We start from the raw sequence: 19,968 nt of genomic DNA, 5'->3' as shown, positions 1-19,968 counted from the left end.
GGCGAGCCCCACCGCCGGATGAACCGGTCCTCAGGATAGGGCACGCCGGCACGTCCGGGTCACCAGCCGCGTCACCGGCTCCAGAGCACCGCCGACGGCTGGGCGGCGGTCAGCGTCACGTCGCCGGACCAGGACACGAACGACGGCTGGGGGAGATAGTCCCGCCCCAGCAGGAAGCCGCGCTCGATGCCGGTGACGTGGACCGTGGCGCCGGAGTCGGTACCGACCACGACGCGGTGGGCGGTGATCTCGGCGATGTCGTCCTGCGTCGTACCAGCCGGCAACTCCACCGTGGTGGCGGCGGGGTCGTCGCGCTGCAGGGACCAGCTCGGCTCCTCGTGGTGGGACAGGTAGACCGTGTCGCCGGACTTCAGGCGTACGCCCAGGGCTACGCCCACCCACGACGAGCCGGAGTTGGGTCCCTCGGTGGACTTCTTCACCACGGCGTAGAGGTAGTTGCGCTGGTCGCTGACCTCCGGGGTGGAGGGGGTGCCCGGCGCGGGCGGTTCGATCTTGCCCTCGCGGATCATCTCCTTGGCCATCACGAGGTACGTCCAGGGATTGGCGTCCATGACCGCCTCGCGCGCCTTGCCGGCCGGCCTGGTCTGCAGTGCCGACGGGAAGAACCGCATCGGGTTGTCCACCTCGTCGCAGACGTTGTTGTTCGAGGTGCACGTCTGCAGCTGCGGGTGGTCGCCTTCGTACGTGCCCTGGAAGTGCAGCGTCTGGTGGTTGGGCGCCTGGTAGGTGTCGCTGCCCGGGACCCGCTCGCCGTTCTCGTCCAGCTCGACCGCGTAGATCCACTCGATGTCGGTCGTGCGACCCCAGCGGGCCATCAGCGCAGGGGTGTTGGTGCCACCGTCCTCGTTGCTCCAGATGATCGAGTACGTCAGCCGGGTGTGCCCGGGGTCGGCGGCCGACGAGGACTCGTGCCAGGCGATGAGCGGGGTGTCGGTGGTGGCGTTCTGGTTCGCGTCGCCGTACGCCGCGAGGTCGCGGCCGTGCAGGATCGGCGCGAACCGCAGGGCGGAGTAGTCGGTGTCGGAGCGGCCGTGCACGTCGAGGGAGAAGCCGGACACGTCGACCCGCTTCGCGGCAGGAGCCGACCGCTCCCCGGTGAACCTCAGCTCCACGAGGTGCGGGCCGCGGTTCAGGTGGCCGAGCGCGACCTGCTGCGCGACCGGCGCGTCACCGGTCACCACGACGTCGGTCTCGTACCTCCGGTCGACGTACACCGACAGCACGGCGGACTCCTTGCCGGATACCGCCCAGTCGGTGCCCGGCGCGGCGACGGTCAGGTCGAGCAGGGCCTCCCCAGGAGCGGCAGCGCGGACAGGCACCCGTACGGACCCGCCCCGCTGCACGGTGAACGAGGACCACTGCCGGTCGGCGCCGGCGGTCGGTGCGAGCGCGGAGCCCGCCTGGGCGGCCGGGCCGGCCAGCGCGCTCGCGGGGGCGGCGAGGCAGGTGAGGGCGGCGAGAGACGCTGCTCCCACCGCCGCGGTGAGGGCACCTGAACGACGTACAAGCATCTGGTTCCTCCAAGCCGGGTCCATACCGGGTTGACGCGGAGATCAGGCGAGGGCCACCAGCTTCGTGGGAATCCTTCGTCGAGAACAGCGGACGCGGGACGAACTTCTGGCCAACTTCGGTTGCCGTACGGCTACTCCCGGTTCAAGCAGGCCGGAGCCGGGGACCCCCGGCGACCTAGGCCGGGAGGCGGAGAGGGATCGGACCGATTCCCGATGGGCGTTGGGGGTGCTGCCGGATAGCGTGGCTCCTCGTGAGTGCATCCAGGACCCCGCCCGCAGCCGTCACCGACGCCCCCGACGACCAGACCACCTCCGCGCCGAAGGGCGGCATCCTCCGTCCGCCCTACCGAGCACTCACGGTCGGCATCGTCGCCCTGGTCCTGCTGGTCGCCTTCGAGGGGATGGCGGTCGGCACGGCCATGCCGGTGGCGGTCAAGGACCTCGACGGTCTGGCCTTCTACGCCTGGGGCTTCTCCGGCTTCATGACGGCCAGCATGTTCGCCACCGTCATCTCCGGCGAGCTGTGCGACCGGCTCGGCCCGCGCATCCCCTTCGTCGTGGGCACGGTGCTGTTCGGCGCAGGGCTCCTGGTGGCCGGCGGTGCGCCCACGATGGCGCTGTTCGTCCTCGGACGGATGATCCAGGGACTGGGCGGTGGCGCGGTCGTCGTCACGCTGTACGTCATCGTCGGCCGTGCGTTTCCCGAGCAGCTTCGTCCCCGGGTGTTCGCCGCCATCTCCAGCGCCTGGGTGCTCCCGTCGCTGATCGGGCCGGTGATCGCGGGCACGGTCACCGAACACTTCACCTGGCGGCTGGTCTTCCTCGGCCTGGTGCCGCTGACGCTCCTGCCGCTCGCGCTGGTGATTCCACGCCTGAGCGGGCTCCCCACGGTCGAGCCGTCGGCCGCGCGTTCGGGCCGCAAGCGGCGCGCGCTGGGGGCGGCGGCCGGCATCGGTCTGCTGCAGTACGCCGGCCAGGAACGCACGTGGTGGAGCCTGTTTCTGGTCGTGGTCGGCGTCGCCGCCCTGGTACTGAGCCTGCCGAGGCTGCTCCCGCCGGGAACGCTCCGGTTCGCCCGCGGCCTGCCCGCCGTGGTCGGGATGCGCGGCATCTTCGCCGGTGCCTTCTTCGGCTGGCAGTCGTTCGTCCCGCTGATGCTCGTGGAACACCGCGGGCTGTCCACCACCATCGCCGGTCTCACCCTCTCCCTCGGCTCGTTCGGGTGGACGGCGGGCTCGTGGTGGCAGAGCAGGCCCTCGCTGCGGGCCACCCGCCCAAGCCTGGTCCGGGCCGGCGCGGTGTTCGTCACCTGCGCGATCGGGGTGTGGATGTTCATCGTGCTGCCGCTCGTCCCGGCGTGGCTGGCGGTGGTCAGCTGCATGCTCGGCGGCGTCGGGATGGGGCTGGCGACGGCCAGCCTGTCGGTGCTGGTCCTCGGATACTCCCGGCCGGAGGAACACGGCTCCGCCGGTGCCGCCGCCCAGATGGCGGACTCCTTCGGCAACGTCGCGCTCGTCGGCCTCGGCGGGGTCATCTTCGCCACCCTGCACGGCCATGCGTCAGCCGGCGTGCTGTACGGCTCGATCTACGCGGTCATGCTTGCCGTCGCGGCGGGCGGGATCGTGCTGAGCCGGCAGGTGCGCACCGACACGAACACCGTCCGGCACGACGGCTGAGCTGTTCGGCCGACGACCGGCGGCGGAAACTGTCCCCCGTCCGGCCACCGGCAGAAACCAACCGCCTCACCGACCGGTTTCTGCCTTACCCCAAAGCATTCGCTCAGGATGAGGAGTCGGGCTGCCAGCCCGGGAGCCCCGTGCAATCGTGGGAGTTCCGGGGGGTTGCCGATGAGGCTCAGAACGGCGGTTCAGTTGGCCGCGGCGGCTATCGCGGTATCCCTGATCCCTGCTGCCTCCAATCAGTCGTACAACAGTTCTGCCTCCGCCGAAGGCAACCAGTCGGCCGCCAACGGGCAACGAACGGCAATCACCAACGTCGAGCCGCCAAGGAGCTACCCGGGAGCGGCGCCGCCGTCGGAGCTCGGCATCCCGGGGTTGGTGCTCCAGGGGTACCGCTCGGCCGCCCTGCGGCTCTCCGCGTCGACGCCAGGGTGCAGGCTGACGTGGCAGATGCTGGCCGGAGTCGGGAAGGTGGAGACCGACCACGCCCACAACGGCGCCGTCGACAGCGCAGGTACGACACTGAGGCCGATCCTCGGTCCGGTCCTGGACGGGCGCAACTACGTCGCGGTCGCGGACACCGACCGCGGCCGGCTGGACGGCAACGTCATCTGGGACCGCGCGGTCGGCCCGATGCAGTTCATCCCGGCCTCGTGGGCGCGGTACCGCGCCGACGGGAACGGCGACGGCGTGGCCGACATCAACAACGTGTACGACGCGTCCCTGGCCACTGCCAACTACCTCTGCACCGGCCAGCGGGACCTGGCCAACCGAATGGAGCTGGCCACCGCCCTCTACAGCTACAACAACTCCACGAAGTACGTGCAGAAGGTCCTGTCCTGGATCGACGCGTACACGGCCGGTCGGTCGGCGCCGCCGCCCGGCAGCACCGACCAGAGTCCGCTGGCCGGCGCGCCGCCGCCGACTCCCGCGCCGCCGCCGATGCCGGGTTCCGGACCGACGCCGGTGCCCGGCTCAGGACCGACTGCCGCGCCGACGGCGCCCGCACCCGTACCTGCGGTTCCGGCGCCGGGACCGGTGCCTGTGCCCGCTCCGACCGCCGTCCCGCCGCCGGGCCAGTACCCCTACCCGTATCCGTACGGCTATCCGAACTATCCCGGTTATCCGAACTATCCGAGCTACCCGTATCCGTACGGCTATCCGTACCCCTACCCGTACGTCCCGGCGCCGGGACAGACGTACCCACCGGCCCCGGGCCAGCCGACGGCGCCCGCTCCGGCCCCCACCGCGGCGCCGCATCCGGCTCCGTCGCCGCCCGCGCCGGTCCCGACCGTGCCGGTGCCGGTGCCTGCTCCGACCTCGACGGCGCATCCGCGACCGACCGCCACGTCCGATCCGCCGTCCACGCCACATCCCACCGCCAAGGCGACCAAACGCCCCACCACCAAGCCCATGGCGACGCCGAAGCCGAGCCGTAAGCCGAGCGCGCGACCGAGCCGAACGCCCTCGGCGACACCGAAACCGACCGCGAAGCCCAGGCCGGAACCCACGGCGAGCCCGAAGCCGACTCGCAAACCCGCCCGGAAACCGACGCCGACGCACACACCGACGGACCTCCCGACTCGGACACCCACCCCGACGTCGCCGCCGGGTGCGACCTGTATGCCCGACCCGAGTCCCACTCCGACGCCGACGGTTTCCCGGAAGGCGGGCGGACCCACGCCGACCGCCACGCCACGACGAACGCCGACGGCACGACCGACACCACGTCCCACCGCCACACCGAGGCCGAGCCTCCCGACAGCGAAACCGACAGCGAAACCGACGGCGAAACCGACGGCGAAACCGACGGCGAAACCGACGTCGACCGCGAACACCTGTCCGTCGAGGACGATGACGCCGACGCCGACGCCGACGCTCAGGGAGTCCGCGCGCGGACCTCGTTGACGACCTTCTGCAGGGTCTTCTTGTCCTCCGGTGCGCCGGTCAGGCGTACTGCCACATGCTGGTCGACCGGCCCACCGCGGGTCGCGGCGAACACGTGGCTCATCGCCACCGAGACCTGAAGCTCGTCGCCCGCGCCCACCGACCAATCGGCGTAGGTCGTGGTGTCGTCGGTACGCCGCCAGTCGGACTGCGGACGGGGCAGTTGGTCACGCACCTTCGCCCAGGCCGTTCCGTCGCAGGGTGCCGGGCATCGGCTGACCTCGATGATCCCTCCGGGCGGGGTGCCGGGCTTTCCCGACAGGGCGTAGGAGTCGTCGACGCACACCCAGCGCACCACGCCCTGTCCGCCGCGGGCACTACGCAGGCAACCCCACGAACTGGGCAGCCGGAACTGGAACGGCAGCCCGGCGAGGTTCATCGTGACGGTCGGCTCGCCGACACCGAACGTCGGCCCGGCGACCGGTCCGTCGGGGCCGTCCGCGCCGGTCCAGGTCGGTTCCGGTGAGGGCGTACGGGGCCACAGCGTGGGAAGCGCGGTGGGAACGACGGTCGGGACGTCGGCGTCCGGCGACCCACCCGGGTACGGCGGCGCCGGGGCAGTGCCCGCGGAGCGCGCGTCCCGGCCGTCCAGCCAGAGGCTCGCGGCGAGGCCACCACCGACGACCACGGCGAGGGCGGCGACCACCGCGACGGCGAGGATCGCCGGGGACCGTCGCGTGTTCGCCGGGCGAACGGCATCGGGCGGGCTCCCGGGTGCTGCCGGTGCGTGGTGGTGCGCGGCGGAGGCGATGGTGTCCGCGGCCGCGGTACCGGTCCAGTGGGGCGCGAACTCCGGCCCGCTGTGCCGTCCCCACTCGCCGGTCGGCGGGGCGCCGCCGGGCTGTGCCGCCGCCTCCAGCAGCCGCAGCGCCGGACCGTGCGCCGCACCAGCACCGTCGTCGGCAAGCGCGGCCCACGGCGACTCCGCGCCGAACTCGGCCGCGAGCACCCGTCCGCGCTCGCGCAGGGCAAGACCGTCCACCGCGCGGGCGAACCGCGTACGGACCGTCGCGTCGGCCGCCGCTCCCGAGTGCAGCACCGTGACCGCGACCGGGCGCCCGGCCGGGTCGTACGCCGCGAAAACCACGCCTGCCGCGTGCTGCGCAAGCCGGCCACGTACCCCGAACGACCCGAAGTGCCGCGGATCAGCGGGGCGCAGCGGGTCGGTCATCGAAACCCCCGTGGTGATCGTGGCCGCCTGGGAAGGTGTGGAAAGGGAGCGGGCCGGGTGCGGTGCGCGAAGTGATGGCACGCTTGGTCGCGTGGCAGACGATACCCACGTCCCCACGCCCGGAGAGGAATCGCCACATGACGACGCCTGACCGCAGCGAGGCCGAAAGCCAGCCAGAGTCCGACGCCGGGCACACAACCGGGCACACAACCGGGCACACAACCGGGCACACAACCGGGCACACAACCGGGCACGACACCACGGGCGACCCAAACCACCGAAGGACGTACGACCCCGCCCACACCGGAAACGGCGCGGTGCCACCGGCCGCCGGTGTCCCGGCCGTCGAGGCTTCCCTGGTCGCCGAGGCGCTGGCGGAGATCAAGCGGGTCATCGTCGGCCAGGACCACATGGTCGAACGCCTGATGGTGGCGCTCCTGGCTCGCGGGCACTGCCTGCTGGAAGGCGTGCCGGGCGTGGCCAAGACGCTCGCGGTCCGTACGTTCGCCACGGTGGTCGGCGGCGACTTCGCCCGCCTGCAGTTCACCCCCGACCTGGTGCCGTCCGACATCGTGGGCACCCGGATCTACCGCCCGAGCAAGGAGTCGTTCGACGTCGAGCTCGGACCGGTCTTCGTCAACTTCGTCTTGGCAGACGAGGTCAACCGCGCGCCGGCCAAGGTGCAGTCGGCGATGCTGGAACTGATGGCCGAGCGCCAGGTCTCGGTCGGCGGGCGGACGTTCCCGCTGCCCTCGCCGTTCATCGTCATCGCCACCCAGAACCCCCTGGAGTCCGAGGGCGTCTACCCACTGCCGGAGGCGCAGCGCGACCGGTTCCTGGTGAAGGTCGACGTGCACCTGCCCGACGCCGAGCAGGAGTTCCGGATCCTGGAACGCATGAGCGTCGACCCGCCGAAACCGCGCCGGATCCTCGACCCCGAACGCATCATCGCGCTCCAGTACGCCACCGACCAGGTCTTCGTGCACCGACTGGTCGCCGACTACATCGTCCGGCTCGTGCTGGCCACCCGGCGCCCGGTGGAATACCACCTTCCCGAGCTCGCACCGGTGATCGAGGTGGGTGCGAGCCCGCGGGCGACGCTCGGCCTGGTCTCCTCCGCGCGGGCGCTGGCGCTGATGCGGGGACGCGACTACGTGCTCCCGCAGGACGTGCAGGAGGTGGCCTGCGACGTGATCCCGCACCGGCTGGTGCTGGGCTTCGACGCGGTCGCCGACGGTGTGCGCGCGATCAGCGTGGTCGAGCGGGTCCTGTCCGTCGTACCCCCTCCTCGGCCGGTGTGGCGGCAGGAGCCCGGCGAAGCCGCGGAGCCGAACCAACCCGGTCACGCCCAGCCCAACCCGACCGGCCGGCCGCAGGACCAGCCCGGCCAACCACAGGGTCAACGACAGCCCGGCCAACCACAAGGTCAACCACAGAACCAGCCCGGCCGGCCCGGTGACGACGGCGGACCCGGTAACGGTGACGCGCGGCGGCCGGAGTTCCGGTGATCCGGCAGGTTCCCACCAACCACCGGGGTGAGCTCAGCCTGGCCCACCTCGCGCCCGAACGCGCCCTGCGCCGGTTGGAGCTCACCATCGTCCGCCGGCTGGAGGGGTTCCTGCACGGTGAGCATCTCGGCCTGCTGCCCGGTCCCGGTACCGAGCTTGCCGAGGCGCGCGTCTACCGGCCGGGGGAGGACGACGTACGCCGGATGGACTGGTCGGTCACCGCCCGCACCACCACACCGCACGTGCGCGACGTCATCTCCGACCGTGAGCTGGAGACCTGGGCGCTGGTCGACATGTCGGCGTCGATGGACTTCGGCACCGCCGCGCTGGAGAAGCGTGAGCTTGCGGTGGCCGCCGTCGGCACCGTCGGGTTCCTGACCCACCGGCTGGGCGACAGGTTCGGCGGGGTGGTGCTGCGCGGCGGGCGGATTCGGCGCTGGCCGGCACGCTCGGGCCGGCTGGCGTTGTACGGCCTGCTGCGGTCGCTGCTGACCGAGCCGCGCACCGCCGTCCACGAAGCCGACGACGACTTCTCCTCCGCGCTGGACCGGTTCTCCCGTACCAACCCGCGGCGCGGTCTGCGGGTCGTCGTGTCGGACTTCCTGGACGGCTCGGGCGACGACCCCGGCACACCGCTGGCGTGGGAACGCCCGATGCGGCTGCTGTGCGCCCGGCACCAGGTGCTGGTGGTGGAGGTGCTCGACCCGCGTGAGCTGGAGATCCCCGACGTCGGTGTCGTGTGGCTGACCGACCCCGAGACCGGTGACGTTCAGGAGGTGAACACCGGCGACCTCACACTGCGCGCGAAGTACGCCGAGGCCGCCGCCGCCCACCGTGCACGGGTGCGGACCGCGCTGCGCCGGTCCGGCGCGGCCCACCTCACCCTGCGAACCGACCGCGACTGGGTCTCCGACACGGCCCGCTTCGTCCTGGGACACCGGCGGGTGGCCCAGCGGCTGCACGCGCCGCCCGCGAGAGGAGCAGGCGTATGACGTTCCTCGCCGGCGAGCGGCTGTGGCTGCTGCTGATCGTGCCGGTCCTCGTCGTGGCGTACGTCCTGCTGCAGCGGCGCCGCCGCCGGTACGCCCTGCGGTTCACCAACCTCGCGTTGCTGTCCCGGGTGGCGCCGCGGCGCCCGGCCTGGCGGCGGCACGTGGCGCTGGGGCTGACCCTGGCGAGTGTGGCGCTGATGGTGACCGCGTTCGCCCGGCCGGAGGCCACCGTGCGCGTGCCCCGCGAACGCGCCACGATCGTGGTGGCGGTCGACGTGTCGATCTCCATGCGCGCCGACGACGTCTCACCCACCCGGCTGAAGGCCGCGCAGGAGGCGGCGAACGCGTTCGTCACGGACCTGCCGGAGAAGTTCAACGTCGCGCTGGTGTCGTTCGCGGGTACGGCGAACATCCTGGTCCCGCCGACCACCAACCGAGACGACGTGGAGCGGGCCGTGAACGGTCTGCAGCTCGCCGAGTCGACCGCCACCGGCGAGGCGATCTTCACCTCGCTGGACGCGATCAAACAGGTGCCGCCCGACCCCGCGCACCCGCATGAGCCGGCGCCGGCACGGATCGTGCTGTTGTCCGACGGGTACCGCAACGTCGGCCGCGGCGTGGACGAGGCGGTGGCGGCGGCCAAGGCGGCGAAGGTGCCGATCTACACCATCGCGTTCGGTACGCCGTTCGGGACCGTCGACATCGAGGGCCAGCGCACACCCGTGCCGGTCGACGAGGACACCATGCGCCAGATCGCTCAGGGCACCGGCGGGCGCAGCTACACCGCGGAGTCCGGGCAGGAGCTGGAGCAGGTCTACACCGACATCGGGTCCTCGGTCGGCTACACCCAGGAGAAGCAGGAGATCACTTCCTGGTGGACCGGGGTGGCGCTGCTGATGGCGTTGTGTGCGGCCGGGGCGTCGATGTTCTTCCTCGGCCGGCTGCCCTGACCGGCTGCCCTGACCGGCTGCCCGGACCGGCTGCTGTGATCGGCTGCGGTGATCCAGGACCGTGGCGTGGCGCGCCAGTGAGCCGTCGGTGCCCTAGCGTCGGGCATGACGGTACCGCCCCGGTTGTCGGGGCGTGACGGTTCGGACCGGGCCTGAGGGGAGTTCGCGCGGATGCCGATCCTGGTGGGGACCTGCGGCTGGATGTACCGCGACTGGCGGGCGAGGTTCTACCCGGAGAAGCTGCCGCAGCGGCTGTGGCTGGAGCACTACGCCGAACGCTTCGCCACGGTCGAGCTCGACAACGCGTTCTACCGGCTTCCGTCGTACGAAACCTTCGAGGCGTGGAACCACCGGCTGCCCGCGGACGTGACCGTGGCGGTCAAGGCGAGCCGGTTCCTCACCCACATCAAGCGCCTGCGCGAGCCGGAGGAACCCGTCCATCGCCTGATGGACCACGCCCGCGGCCTGGCCGGAAACCTCGGGCCGATCCTGGTCCAGCTCCCGCCCAACCTGCGCGCCGAACCGGAACGGCTGGGCGAGTGCCTTTCGGCGTTCCCGCCCGGTGTCCGCGTCGCGGTCGAGCCTCGCCACGAGTCGTGGTGGACCGACGACGTTCGCCGGCTGCTCGAACGCCACGGTGCGGCGCTCGCCTGGACCGATCGCCTGGGCCGTCCGCTCACCCCGCTGTGGCGTACGACGGACTGGGGTTACGTCCGCTTCCACGAGGGGAAGGCACGCCCGTGGCCGCGGTACGGCAGAGCAGCGCTGAAGTCCTGGGTTGAGCGAATCGCGGACGTCTACGACGACCGCACCGACGTCTTCGCGTACTTCAACAACGACCCGGGCTGCGCCGCGGTGGTGGACGCGGCGGCGTTCGCCGGGCTGGCCGCGGCCGCCGGCCGGACGGTCACCCGCACGCCCGATCCGCGTTCCCTGACTGGGTTCTGAGCATTCGGGCCGTGCCGGCCGACGGCCGGTGGACGGCCGTCCCGAACTGCCGGGCGACGGCTCCGCCTGGCAGGGCGGGCGCGCCGCCGGGCGACGCGCCGAAAGCGCGACACGCGGAGCGGATGGCGTAGGCCGGGAGCTTCCGGCAAACTTGTGCGGTACCGGACTGCTGCTTCATCAGTCGAGGACGCTGGGGAAGGCGCTCGCTCGACCAGGAGAGGTGGTCCCGGTGACGACACGAGGCGTGCTGTACGTCCACTCGGCGCCGTCGGCGGTATGTCCCCACGTGGAGTGGGCAGTCGCCGGCGTTGTTGGCGTGCGCGTGACCTTCGACTGGACGCCGCAGCCTGCCTGCGTCGGCGCCCAGCGAACCGAGCTGTCCTGGCAGGCCAAACCAGGCACCGCGGCGGCGATTGCCTCCGCGCTTCGAGGCTGGCGCCAGCTGCGCTACGAGGTGACCGAGGAGCCGAGTCCCGGCTGCGAGGGCGCTCGTTACTCCTACACCCCGACGCTGGGTCTCTTCCATGCCGTCACCGGGCCGCACGGCGACATCCTCGTCCCCGAGGACCGGCTGAAGGCGGCGATGGTGAAGGCCCGGCTGGGGGAGTCCCCGCTCGAGCACGAGCTGGAGCGGGTGCTGGGCAAGCAGTGGGACGACGAACTGGAGCCCTTCCGGCACGCGGGTGAGGGCGCCGCGGTGCGCTGGCTGCACCAGGTCGTGTGACGTCTGCGGGCCGTCGCCAAAGGTTTGCAATATTACCGATTGGTTGGGGTTGACCGGACTGCCATGCATATAGGTAATCTTCCGGTGACGCAGGGCTGCGGGACACAAACATCTCGTCGTCGCAGCTGAGCCTCACCTCCCAGCTTCACCAGAAGACGTGTGCTTCACCCAAAGACGTGGCCGCGCGGCGGGCCGACTGGGCGACCTCGGCAGCCGAGCAACGCGGCCGCACCACGTGGGGCGTGACCACTCCCGAGTGGTCACGCCCTCGTTCTTGTCCACGGCTCCGTTCGCCTCTGCATGTGTGGCCTGAGGTCGTGGCGCGGCCCTCAGGGCCCCTCGACGGCGACTGGGGAGACGAACACCGGCGTGACGGACACCGGGACCACCACCGAGGCCGGCCGCGTCTCCACGGCGACGGCGGCCCCGAACACGTCCACGGCTCCCACTGCATCCACGGCCGAGTCCTCGTCGAGCGCCGACCAGGGCACCTCGGCCGGTCGCGCCGGCAGATCCTCGCCGTCCAACAGGTCGCACTCCTCGTCCCACACCACCAGCAGCGGGGGTACCGCCCCGCGGTCGACGTCGAAGGCCGCCACCTCCGGCCGGCCCGGCACCGGGCGGCGGATGACCGCCCTGGCTCCGGCGAGCTGCCGGGCGAGAAGGGCGAACGTCTCCGCCTCCGGGTGGCGTACGTTCAGCTTCGTCCCCTCGTAGTCCAGCAACGGGAACGTCGCGTACATGAGGTGGGCCATGGTGAGGTGGTCGACGCGACCTGGTACCTCCGGGGCGAGGTCCCAGCAGATCGTGCGCCGCACCCCGGCCGACAGTGCCAGGAGGTTGCGCATCACCAGGTCCCGGCAGCCCATCCGGCGCCGCCTGGCCGCCTGGTCCGGTGGGCAGTCCGCCAGGAACATCGCCAGCTCCGGCGGGACGTCCGGCCGGGCGTACAGCGCCCGCATCGCCCTGCGTTCGGGGGTCTCGCGTCCCGCCCGGGCACGCAGCTCGGCGGTGCTGAGGTCGACCGGGGCTCCGGTCACGGCCTCGGTCACGGCTTCGGTCACGGCCTCGGTCGCGTCGGCGAACGCGGACATCATCGTCTCGGTGATCATCGCCATCGCTCCCGGGAACCAGAACGGCGTCGGGCCGCGGTACTCACCGACCACGACCGGCTTCTCGTATCCGTGTGCGCGCATGAGTGACCGTGCGGTGGCGAGATGGTCCAGGATCCGGGCGGGCTCGTCGTAGAGGTGGACGTCGAAGACGTCGAAGTAGTCCCGCCCCTCCCGGGCGAGGTGGTCGAAGAACTCCCGGGCCGGGCCGCCCGGCTCGCCCCCGAGTACGTCGTAACCGCAGCCGCCGAGAACGACGTCGGCGGTCGGGTCGACCTCCTTCACCGCGGCGTACATCGCCTTCAGCTGGCGGAGGTACTCCGGGGCGGTGCCGGCCCACAGCAGGCCGGTGTTGCTGGGTTCGTTGTCGCACTGCCAGTAGTGCACCCGGCCCGCGCAGTGGGTCACCAGCCGGCGTACGAAATCTGTGTAGGCGGTCAGGTCGTGCGCCGGGGAGGGCGGCAGGAAGTCGGTCGGCTGCCGGGTCGCCCACGAAGAGCTCGAGCAGACCGTGACCCAGACCTCCTCGGTGCCGTCGAGTTGGTCCAGGAACGTGTCCACCACCGACCAGTCGTCCTGGCCGGGTGTGCGTTCGATCTGCCCCCAGTAGACGTAGGCCCGGACCAGCCTGGCGCCGAGCCCGCGGGCCTGCGGAACGAATTCGTCCGGCGGACCGAACAGTCCGTAGCTGATTCCGCGAACGATCCCCAGCCTGATGTCCGCCGGTGGCTGGGAACTGGCCGGTGGCTGGGAGGCGCGGGGCGTTTCCTGGGAAGAGGTGTGGGGCTGTTCGGGGCGGGGGTTCATGTCGGCTCGTCGCCACCTCTGCGTCAACGCCGGGCGCACCGCGCCTCCGGCCTAGGTATATGAGATAAACACGAAGTGTATGGCGTAAACTCCCCGGGTGGCCACCTCGTTTTCCGACTCCGGAGCGACGATCTGGACCCGGCAGTTCCCCGAGGGGCGACGGGGACTGCGCAGGGCGGAGATCGTGCGCGCCGCCCTCGCGGTGGCCGACGAGGGCGGCCGGCACGCACTCACCATGCAGGCGGTGGCCGCGCGGCTCGGCCCGGTCACGCCGATGGCGTTGTATCGGCACGTCGGCAGCAAGGACGGGTTGACGGACCTGATGCTCGACGCCGCCGTGGCCGAGGTGGAGGTGCCCGACGCACCCGGCGCGGACTGGCGTGCGGACCTGACCGGACTGGCGGCCCGCACCTGGCAGATGATCGTCCGGCATCCGTGGTGGGCCGAACTCGTGCACACCAGGCCGCCGGCCGGTCCGCACCTGATGCGGCGGACGGAGTTCATGCTGGCGGTGCTGACCGGCCAGGGCCTGCCGGTCAGTAGTGCGATGACGTACGCCGCCCTGCTCGATCGGCACCTGGTCGGCGCGGGGCTGCAGGCGGCCGAGGAGCACCGGATGCGGGTGAAGTACGGCCTGGAAGGGCCCGGCGACTTCGTGGCCGCGATCAAGGCGATGACTGACCTGGCCGACGACGCGGGGTGCCCGCTGCTGCGCGACTGGTTGACCGCACCGAGCGGGCCCAGCGAGGACGACAGCGTGGCACTCGGCGTGGACTGCCTGCTGGACGGCGTCGCCGCCCGGCTACCCGGACACCAGGAAGCGTCCTAGTTCACCGAGCGGTCGGGCTCGCGGCGGAGCGAAGGGGAGACTCGCCGCGGATCGAGGCGTCCACGAGTTCGACCGGGTGCAGGAGCGGCGGCGCCTGCTCGCCGAGGTGCCGGCGGATCTGCAGCAGGCAGCCCGGGTTGGCGGTGGCCACCAGATCGGGCTCCACCGAACGGACGTTGGCCACCTTGCGGCGGCCGAGCTCGGCGGCGGCATCGGGTTCGAGCAGGTTGTACACCCCGGCCGAGCCGCAGCACAGCTCCGCCTCGGGCAGGTCGACGACCTCCAGCCCGGGGATCCTCGCCAGCATCGCCCGCGGCGCGGACCGTACCCGCTGTGCGTGGCCCAGGTGGCAGGCGTCGTGGTAGGCGACCCGGCCCTCGATCGGGTTCCGGGGCGCGCGTGGCTCCAGCTCGGCGAGCACCTCGGTGACGTCGCGTACCTTCGCGCTGAAGGCCGCCGCCCGGTCGGCCCAGTCGGGGTCGTCGCGCAGCAGGGTGGCGTATTCCTTCATCGTCGAACCGCAGCCGGCTACGTTGACCACGATCGTGTCCACGTCGTACCGCTCGAACGTCGCGATGGTCTGCCGGGCCCGGACGAGTGCCTCGGGTTCCCTGCCGGTGTGCATGCTGAGCGCCCCGCAGCAGCCCTGGTCGGGTGGGATCAGCACCTCGCAGCCCTCGGCGGCGAGGGTGCGCACGGTCGCCGCGTTGACACCGGCGAAGAAGACCCGCTGCACGCAGCCGGTGAGCACCGCCACCCGGCGGCGCGGTGTGCCGACCGCGGCCACGCGTTCGGGCGGGGCGGCCACCAGATCGCGAGCCCGGATCGGTGGAAGCAGCGATTCCAGCGCACGGACCCTGGCCGGCAGCCGATCCAGGAAACGCCCCCGGCGCAGCAGCCGGGGCAGGCCGCTGCGTTGGTACGCCAGCCCGCCGATCGCGGCGAGCCGCAGCCTGCGAGGGTGGGGGAAGAGCGCGAAGATCAGTTCGCGGAACGTTCGGTCGGACCACCCGCGCGCGTGGTGGCGCTCGATCTGTGGCCGCATCGACTCCAGCAGCTTGTCGTACTGCACACCGGACGGGCACGCCGTCACGCAGGCCATGCAGCCCAGGCAGGTGTCGAAGTGCCGGACCAGCTGGTCGTCGAAGGACGCGGCCCCCTCGCGCACGAGGTCCATGAGGTAGATCCGCCCGCGCGGGGAGTCCATCTCCTCGCCCCACAGGGCGTACGTGGGGCAGGTGGGCAGGCAGAACCCGCAGTGAACGCAGTCGTCGAGGAGGTCCTTGTCCGGCGGGTGGTGTGCGTCGAAGTTGCCCGGCCCGGCCGACGGGGAAAGGTGGCCGAAGATGTCCTCGGACCCGGCGTCGCCCGCGTGGGGCTGGGCGAGATGGTCGGTCATCGCGAACGTCCTCCCGGTGGTGGCGAGCAGGGCCCGGAAGCGTTGGGCAGCGGGCCGGGGACTAGAACCATGGCGCGAACCGTCCCGGAGCCAGCCGATGGTCGGCGTCCAGCTCCTGCTTGATCGCCCGCAACAGCGGTGCGGTCGCGGGTGCGGGACCCCAGGCGGGGGCGACTTCGAACAGCCCGTCCGCGGCACGGTGCACGGTGACGCTGCCGCCGGTGGCCAGCACCCGTGCGCGCCAGCCGTCGAGCACCGCTCCGTGGCCGGCCGGACTCCCGCCGGTGAGAGCGACCGTCGAGACACCCACGCCGACTCCCGCGGTGAGGGCGGCCGACACGCCGTGCCGGTCGGCGAGGGTGTGGAGGAGTTCGGCGAGCTCGCCGATCTGGTCCGGGCGGGTGCCCGCGCGCAGCACGGTCTGGCCCTCCCCGCCGCGCACCAGCGCCGCCAGGCTCGACCAGGCGGCCTCCTCGGAGTCGACGGCGAGGACGTCGCCGCGTCCCAGCAGCTCCCGCGCCTTGTCGGCCCGGGTCACCGCACCGGCGGTCGTACCTTCGAAGCGCACCAGCAACCGGCCGTCGTGCCAGTCGACGGCGACGGGCTCCAGCGGTGATGCCAGCACGACGCCGGCCGCCGTCACAGCCTCGGTCACCGGGCAGGGAACGGCGAGGGTCCGGCTGGCCTCCGGCCTCGGGTGCACGCGCAGCACCACCTCGGCCACCAGCCCGAACGACCCCAGCGAACCGGCGAACAGCTTCGTCAGGTCGTAGCCGGCGACGTTCTTGATCACGTGCCCACCGCTGCGGGCCACGGTGCCGTCCGCGAGCACCACCGTCACGCCGATGACGAGATCGCGCAGCGTGCCGTAGGTGGCTCGCAGGGGTCCGCCGTCTGCGGTGGCCAGCAGCCCGCCGACGGTGGCACCGGCCGGGATCCGTGCGGCGTCCAGCGCGACCCGCTGGCCCTCCAGGCGGTTCTGCAGGTCGGCCATCGCCATGCCGGCGCCCACCGCGACGGTCATGTCCGCCGGGTTGTACGCGACCAGCTGGTCCATCCCGGTGGTGTCCACCACCACGTCGACGGGCCCGACCGGCGCGCCCCAGCACTGGGCGGTGCCGGCCCCGCGCACGAGCACCCGGTGACCGTCCCGCGCGGCGTCGCGCATCGCGTCCCGGGCCTGGGCCAGGTCGGTGGGGCGTACGGTCGGCAACTCGCCGGTCGATGTGCGGTCAGAGACGCTCGATGACACCGTCGGCCTCCAGCGGATGGGGTCGGTAGGGTCCCGGCTTCTCCCCGCACAGACGCGGCGTGGGCAGCACCTTTCCAGGGTTGCACAGCCCGTCGGGGTCGAACGCCCGGCGTACCCGGCCCATGGTCGCGAGATCGTCCTCGCCGAACATCACCGGCATGGAGCAGGCCTTGTCGGTGCCGATGCCGTGCTCGCCGGACAGCGACCCGCCGAGGTCGACGCACAGCTCGGCGATCGCCTTGGACAGCTTCTCGGCCCGCTCGTGCTCGCCGCGCGCCTCGTCGTACAGCACCAGCGGGTGGAGGTTTCCGTCGCCGGCGTGGAAGACGTTGGCCACCCGCAGCCCGGCCTCGGCCCCCATCGCCCCGATCGTGCCCAGCGCCTCGGCCAGCCGGGTGCGGGGGACCACGCCGTCCTGGACGAAGTACTGCGGGCTGATCCGGCCCACCGCCGCGAACGCCGCCTTGCGGCCGGTCCAGATCCGGGCGCGTTCGGCGTCGTCGGCGGCCACCCGGATCTTCGTGGTGCCGTTGCGGTGGCACAGCTCCTGCACCGCCCCGAACAGCTCACCGCACTCGTCGGCCGGGCCGTCCAGCTCGATCACCAGTGCGGCGGGTGTCTCCAGGGTGTAGCCGGCACCGACCGCGGCCTCCGACGCCTCGATCGCCAGCTGGTCCATGATCTCCATCGCCGCCGGGACGATGCCCGCGCCGATGATGTCGGTCACGGTGTTGCCCGCCTGCTCGATGGACGGGAAGTCGGCCAGCAGCGTGTGCACCGCCTCCGGCTTGCGCAGCAGGCGGACCACGACGCCGGTGACGATGCCGAGCGTGCCCTCCGAGCCGACCATCAGCCCGCGCAGGTCGGGCCCGGCGACCTCGGGTGACGGGCCACCGAGCCACACCACGCTGCCGTCGGGCAGCACGGTCTCCAGCGCGAGCACGTGGTTGGTGGTGAAGCCGTACTTCAGGCAGTGGGCGCCGCCGGAGTTTTCGGCGACGTTGCCGCCGATCGTGCAGACCTGCTGGCTGGACGGGTCGGGGGCGTAGTAGAGGTCGTACGCCGCGACCGCCCGGCTGATCGCCAGGTTGGTGACCCCGGGCTGGACGACCGCCCGGTGGTTGGCCGGGTCGACCTCGACCAGCGCGCGCATCCGCTGCAGCGAGATCACCACGCCCTCGGCCACCGGCAGGGCGCCGCCGGACAGCCCGGTGCCGGCGCCACGAGCGACGAAGGGCACCTTCGCCCGGTGACAGGCGCGTACGACCGCCGCGACCTCGGCCGTGGTAGTCGGCAGCAGCACCAGCGAGGGGACCACGCGGTAGCCGGCGAGGCCGTCGCACTCGTAGGTGCGCAGCTCGACCGGATCGGAGATCACCCCGGCCGGGCCGAGGACCGTCGTGAGCGTCTCGCGCAGGTCCGCGATGGCCGTCATGTCGCCTCCCCGTCCGCGATCGACATCGTGTTCCCGGATCCTACGTGGCGGCGCCGACCACCGTGTCGAGCGAGGGCGAGCAGCAGCAGGACGGCCGCGACCGCGGTCATCAGCCAGCCGACGTGGTGCAGACCCCGTGTGCTCAGGTCGCGTTCGAACACGATGCCGAGAACGCTGGTGGACAGAATGGCGCCGAGGTACCGGAACGTCTGGAACAACCCGCCCGAGGAACCCATCCGCTCCGGTGGGCTGGCTTCGTACAACGCGGTCTGCAGGCCGAGGTTGTTGAACCCGCCGGGGATGCCGAACAGCAGCGCTGCCACCACGATCACGATCACCGGGCTGGACTCGTGCAGCAGTTGCACGACCAGCGTGCCCGCCAGCAGCACTGCCGAGCCGAACACCAGCGTCGCCCGCGACCCGCGCAGGCTCACCACCCGGGCGGCCACCGGTGTCATCAGCACGCCCATGAGGGCCAGCGGCAGGATCAGCAGTCCCACGGTGTCCGAGCCGAACCCGCGTACCGAACCCAGCCACAGCGGCAGGCCGAAGAACACGCAGTAGAACACGAGGTTGACCCCGCCCTGCTGGCCGAGCACGGACGAGAGGGCGCGGTTGGCGACGAGCCCGCGGACGTCCAGGAACGGGGCGGGCGCGGCCAGTTCCCGACGTACCAGGGCCGCCGCGAGCACGACCACCAAGGGAACCAGCCACCACTGCGGCCGGTCCGCGAGCGACAGCAGGAACACCAGCAGGCCGGTCAGGGTGGCGCTGAACAACAACAACCCGGGCAGGTCGACCGTGCGGAGGAACGGCTCCGCGCCGGCGGTGCGCGCCGGCGGCTTCGGCAACAGGCGGACGGCGAGCATGATCCCGGCTGCGGTGAACGGCACGTTGACCAGGAAGACGGCCTGCCAGCCGGCGAACGCCACCAGGAAACCGCCGAGCACGGGGCCGAGCGCGGCGCTGGTCGAGGCGGCCACGGTGAGGGCGGCCAGCGCGGCCGAAGGGGGACGCGAGCCGTTCCCGGAGTTCCCGGAGTTCCCGGAGTCGTCGGAGTCGCCGGCGGAGTTCTGTCCGGCAGGCTGCTCACTTTCCACGGCGGCGCGGATGAGGACCAGCGCGGCGGGGAATGCAGTCGATGTGCCCACCGCCATCAGCACCCGGATGCCGACCAGCCACCAGAAGCCCGGGGCGAAGGGTGCGGCGGCGCAGACCGCACACATCAGCGCGAGTCCACCCACGAACAGCCGGCGGGCGCCGAGCAGGTCCACCATCCGCCCCATCAGCGGCTGGCCCACCGCCGCCGCGAGGTAGAAGCCGGAGACGAGCCAACTGGAGGTCGCCACACCGACACCGAACTCGTGCTGGAGCGGGACCAGCGCGACCGCGATCATCGAGGAGTTCAGCGGGTTCAGGACGGTACCGAACGCGAGGGACGCGAGCAGTCTGGTGGGTACTCCGAACCTCGGTGTAGGCACGCGTCGGCTCCCTCCGTTCGTTCCCGCTGACCTGCGAATCCCCGTGAATCCCCGAGAAGTCCCAAGCAAATCCCCGTGACCCCTCCGTCAATCCTCGCCGCTTCCGGGACCGCCCGACCCACGGGGTGGGACGCACCGGTCACCGGCGGGCGACCGTCGGTGGCATGTGCTAGACGTTGCACTTGCCGAATATCGGGAAGAA

The 19,968-nt window shown here is 71.9% G+C and carries 15 protein-coding genes; 8 read left to right on the top strand and 7 right to left on the bottom strand.

Features of this window, described 5'->3' with window-relative positions; all coding sequences use genetic code 11:
• Nucleotides 1–71 precede the first annotated feature (71 nt).
• Nucleotides 72–1,532: a hypothetical protein gene (locus tag BLU27_RS21690; protein WP_197681516.1), complete on the bottom strand. Its 1,461-nt coding sequence runs from the start codon at nucleotides 1,530–1,532 to the stop codon at nucleotides 72–74.
• Between the two features lie 251 nt (nucleotides 1,533–1,783).
• On the opposite strand from BLU27_RS21690, the gene BLU27_RS21685 reads away from it, so the two are divergent.
• Together BLU27_RS21685 and BLU27_RS21680 are read left to right on the top strand one after the other, a co-directional pair.
• On the top strand, nucleotides 1,784–3,208 hold the full coding sequence (locus BLU27_RS21685) for an MFS transporter (protein WP_241827561.1): 1,425 nt from the start codon (nucleotides 1,784–1,786) through the stop codon (nucleotides 3,206–3,208).
• A gap of 171 nt (nucleotides 3,209–3,379) precedes the next feature.
• Nucleotides 3,380–5,119, top strand: coding sequence for a lytic transglycosylase domain-containing protein (locus BLU27_RS21680; protein ID WP_172805007.1), 1,740 nt, complete (start codon nucleotides 3,380–3,382; stop codon nucleotides 5,117–5,119).
• On the opposite strand, the gene BLU27_RS21675 is transcribed toward BLU27_RS21680, so the two are convergent.
• The gene (locus tag BLU27_RS21675) at nucleotides 5,091–6,329 is read right to left on the bottom strand and encodes a hypothetical protein (protein ID WP_092655526.1); all 1,239 of its coding nucleotides are present in this window, start codon (nucleotides 6,327–6,329) and stop codon (nucleotides 5,091–5,093) included. The two genes, BLU27_RS21680 and BLU27_RS21675, sit on opposite strands and share 29 nt — an antisense overlap.
• A gap of 317 nt (nucleotides 6,330–6,646) precedes the next feature.
• Here BLU27_RS21675 and BLU27_RS21670 point away from each other — a divergent pair, with 317 nt between their 5' ends.
• From BLU27_RS21670 to BLU27_RS21650, 5 genes are all read left to right on the top strand, one after another.
• The gene (locus BLU27_RS21670) at nucleotides 6,647–7,837 is read left to right on the top strand and encodes an AAA family ATPase (protein ID WP_197681957.1); all 1,191 of its coding nucleotides are present in this window, start codon (nucleotides 6,647–6,649) and stop codon (nucleotides 7,835–7,837) included.
• Nucleotides 7,834–8,829, top strand: coding sequence for a DUF58 domain-containing protein (locus tag BLU27_RS21665; protein WP_092655525.1), 996 nt, complete (start codon nucleotides 7,834–7,836; stop codon nucleotides 8,827–8,829). Before BLU27_RS21670 ends, BLU27_RS21665 begins: the two co-directional genes overlap by 4 nt.
• Nucleotides 8,826–9,779 carry a VWA domain-containing protein gene (locus BLU27_RS21660; protein WP_092655524.1) on the top strand — a complete coding sequence of 318 codons (954 nt, stop codon included), beginning with the start codon at nucleotides 8,826–8,828 and terminating at the stop codon, nucleotides 9,777–9,779. The genes BLU27_RS21665 and BLU27_RS21660 overlap by 4 nt, the downstream gene beginning before the upstream one ends.
• 171 nt (nucleotides 9,780–9,950) lie before the next feature.
• Nucleotides 9,951–10,727 carry a DUF72 domain-containing protein gene (locus BLU27_RS21655; protein WP_092655523.1) on the top strand — a complete coding sequence of 259 codons (777 nt, stop codon included), beginning with the start codon at nucleotides 9,951–9,953 and terminating at the stop codon, nucleotides 10,725–10,727.
• A 229-nt stretch (nucleotides 10,728–10,956) separates the two neighbouring features.
• Nucleotides 10,957–11,451 carry a DUF3145 domain-containing protein gene (locus BLU27_RS21650; protein WP_092658010.1) on the top strand — a complete coding sequence of 165 codons (495 nt, stop codon included), beginning with the start codon at nucleotides 10,957–10,959 and terminating at the stop codon, nucleotides 11,449–11,451.
• A gap of 329 nt (nucleotides 11,452–11,780) precedes the next feature.
• Here the strand turns inward: BLU27_RS21650 and BLU27_RS21645 are convergent, their stop codons facing one another.
• Nucleotides 11,781–13,370, bottom strand: coding sequence for a glycoside hydrolase family protein (locus BLU27_RS21645; protein WP_092655522.1), 1,590 nt, complete (start codon nucleotides 13,368–13,370; stop codon nucleotides 11,781–11,783).
• Between the two features lie 97 nt (nucleotides 13,371–13,467).
• Between BLU27_RS21645 and BLU27_RS21640 the strand changes: the two genes are divergently transcribed.
• Complete coding sequence (locus BLU27_RS21640) at nucleotides 13,468–14,199, top strand: TetR/AcrR family transcriptional regulator (protein ID WP_092655521.1); 732 nt, start codon at nucleotides 13,468–13,470, stop codon at nucleotides 14,197–14,199.
• A 1-nt stretch (nucleotide 14,200) separates the two neighbouring features.
• On the opposite strand, the gene BLU27_RS21635 is transcribed toward BLU27_RS21640, so the two are convergent.
• The 4 genes from BLU27_RS21635 to BLU27_RS21620 all read right to left on the bottom strand — a co-directional run bounded on the left by BLU27_RS21635 (nucleotide 14,201) and on the right by BLU27_RS21620 (nucleotide 19,766).
• A complete protein-coding gene (locus BLU27_RS21635; RefSeq protein WP_092655520.1) occupies nucleotides 14,201–15,598 on the bottom strand; it encodes a (Fe-S)-binding protein in 1,398 nt (465 codons plus the stop codon).
• A 61-nt stretch (nucleotides 15,599–15,659) separates the two neighbouring features.
• Nucleotides 15,660–16,811, bottom strand: coding sequence for an FAD-binding oxidoreductase (locus tag BLU27_RS21630; protein WP_206744627.1), 1,152 nt, complete (start codon nucleotides 16,809–16,811; stop codon nucleotides 15,660–15,662).
• A 19-nt stretch (nucleotides 16,812–16,830) separates the two neighbouring features.
• Entirely contained in the window at nucleotides 16,831–18,285 is a 1,455-nt protein-coding gene (locus BLU27_RS21625) for an FAD-binding oxidoreductase (RefSeq protein ID WP_092655519.1), read from the bottom strand.
• Nucleotides 18,282–19,766 carry an MFS transporter gene (locus tag BLU27_RS21620; RefSeq protein ID WP_092655518.1) on the bottom strand — a complete coding sequence of 495 codons (1,485 nt, stop codon included), beginning with the start codon at nucleotides 19,764–19,766 and terminating at the stop codon, nucleotides 18,282–18,284. The genes BLU27_RS21625 and BLU27_RS21620 overlap by 4 nt, the downstream gene beginning before the upstream one ends.
• Between the last annotated feature and the right edge of the window lie 202 nt (nucleotides 19,767–19,968).

Source organism: Actinopolymorpha singaporensis, from assembly GCF_900104745.1.
GTDB classification, from domain to species: domain Bacteria; phylum Actinomycetota; class Actinomycetes; order Propionibacteriales; family Actinopolymorphaceae; genus Actinopolymorpha; species Actinopolymorpha singaporensis.
The sequence above is the reverse complement of the archived record's forward strand: the minus strand, read 5'-3'. Positions and strand labels throughout refer to the sequence as shown.

What these genes read in the sequence shown, in the direction of transcription:
- BLU27_RS21635 (WP_092655520.1), bottom strand. Translation starts at nt 15,598, where the DNA reads ATGACCGACCATCTCGCCCAGCCCCACGCGGGCGACGCCGGGTCCGAG.
- BLU27_RS21690 (WP_197681516.1), bottom strand. Translation starts at nt 1,532, where the DNA reads ATGCTTGTACGTCGTTCAGGTGCCCTCACCGCGGCGGTGGGAGCAGCG.
- BLU27_RS21680 (WP_172805007.1), top strand. Translation starts at nt 3,380, where the DNA reads ATGAGGCTCAGAACGGCGGTTCAGTTGGCCGCGGCGGCTATCGCGGTA.
- BLU27_RS21675 (WP_092655526.1), bottom strand. Translation starts at nt 6,329, where the DNA reads ATGACCGACCCGCTGCGCCCCGCTGATCCGCGGCACTTCGGGTCGTTC.
- BLU27_RS21655 (WP_092655523.1), top strand. Translation starts at nt 9,951, where the DNA reads ATGCCGATCCTGGTGGGGACCTGCGGCTGGATGTACCGCGACTGGCGG.
- BLU27_RS21645 (WP_092655522.1), bottom strand. Translation starts at nt 13,370, where the DNA reads ATGAACCCCCGCCCCGAACAGCCCCACACCTCTTCCCAGGAAACGCCC.
- BLU27_RS21660 (WP_092655524.1), top strand. Translation starts at nt 8,826, where the DNA reads ATGACGTTCCTCGCCGGCGAGCGGCTGTGGCTGCTGCTGATCGTGCCG.
- BLU27_RS21625 (WP_092655519.1), bottom strand. Translation starts at nt 18,285, where the DNA reads ATGACGGCCATCGCGGACCTGCGCGAGACGCTCACGACGGTCCTCGGC.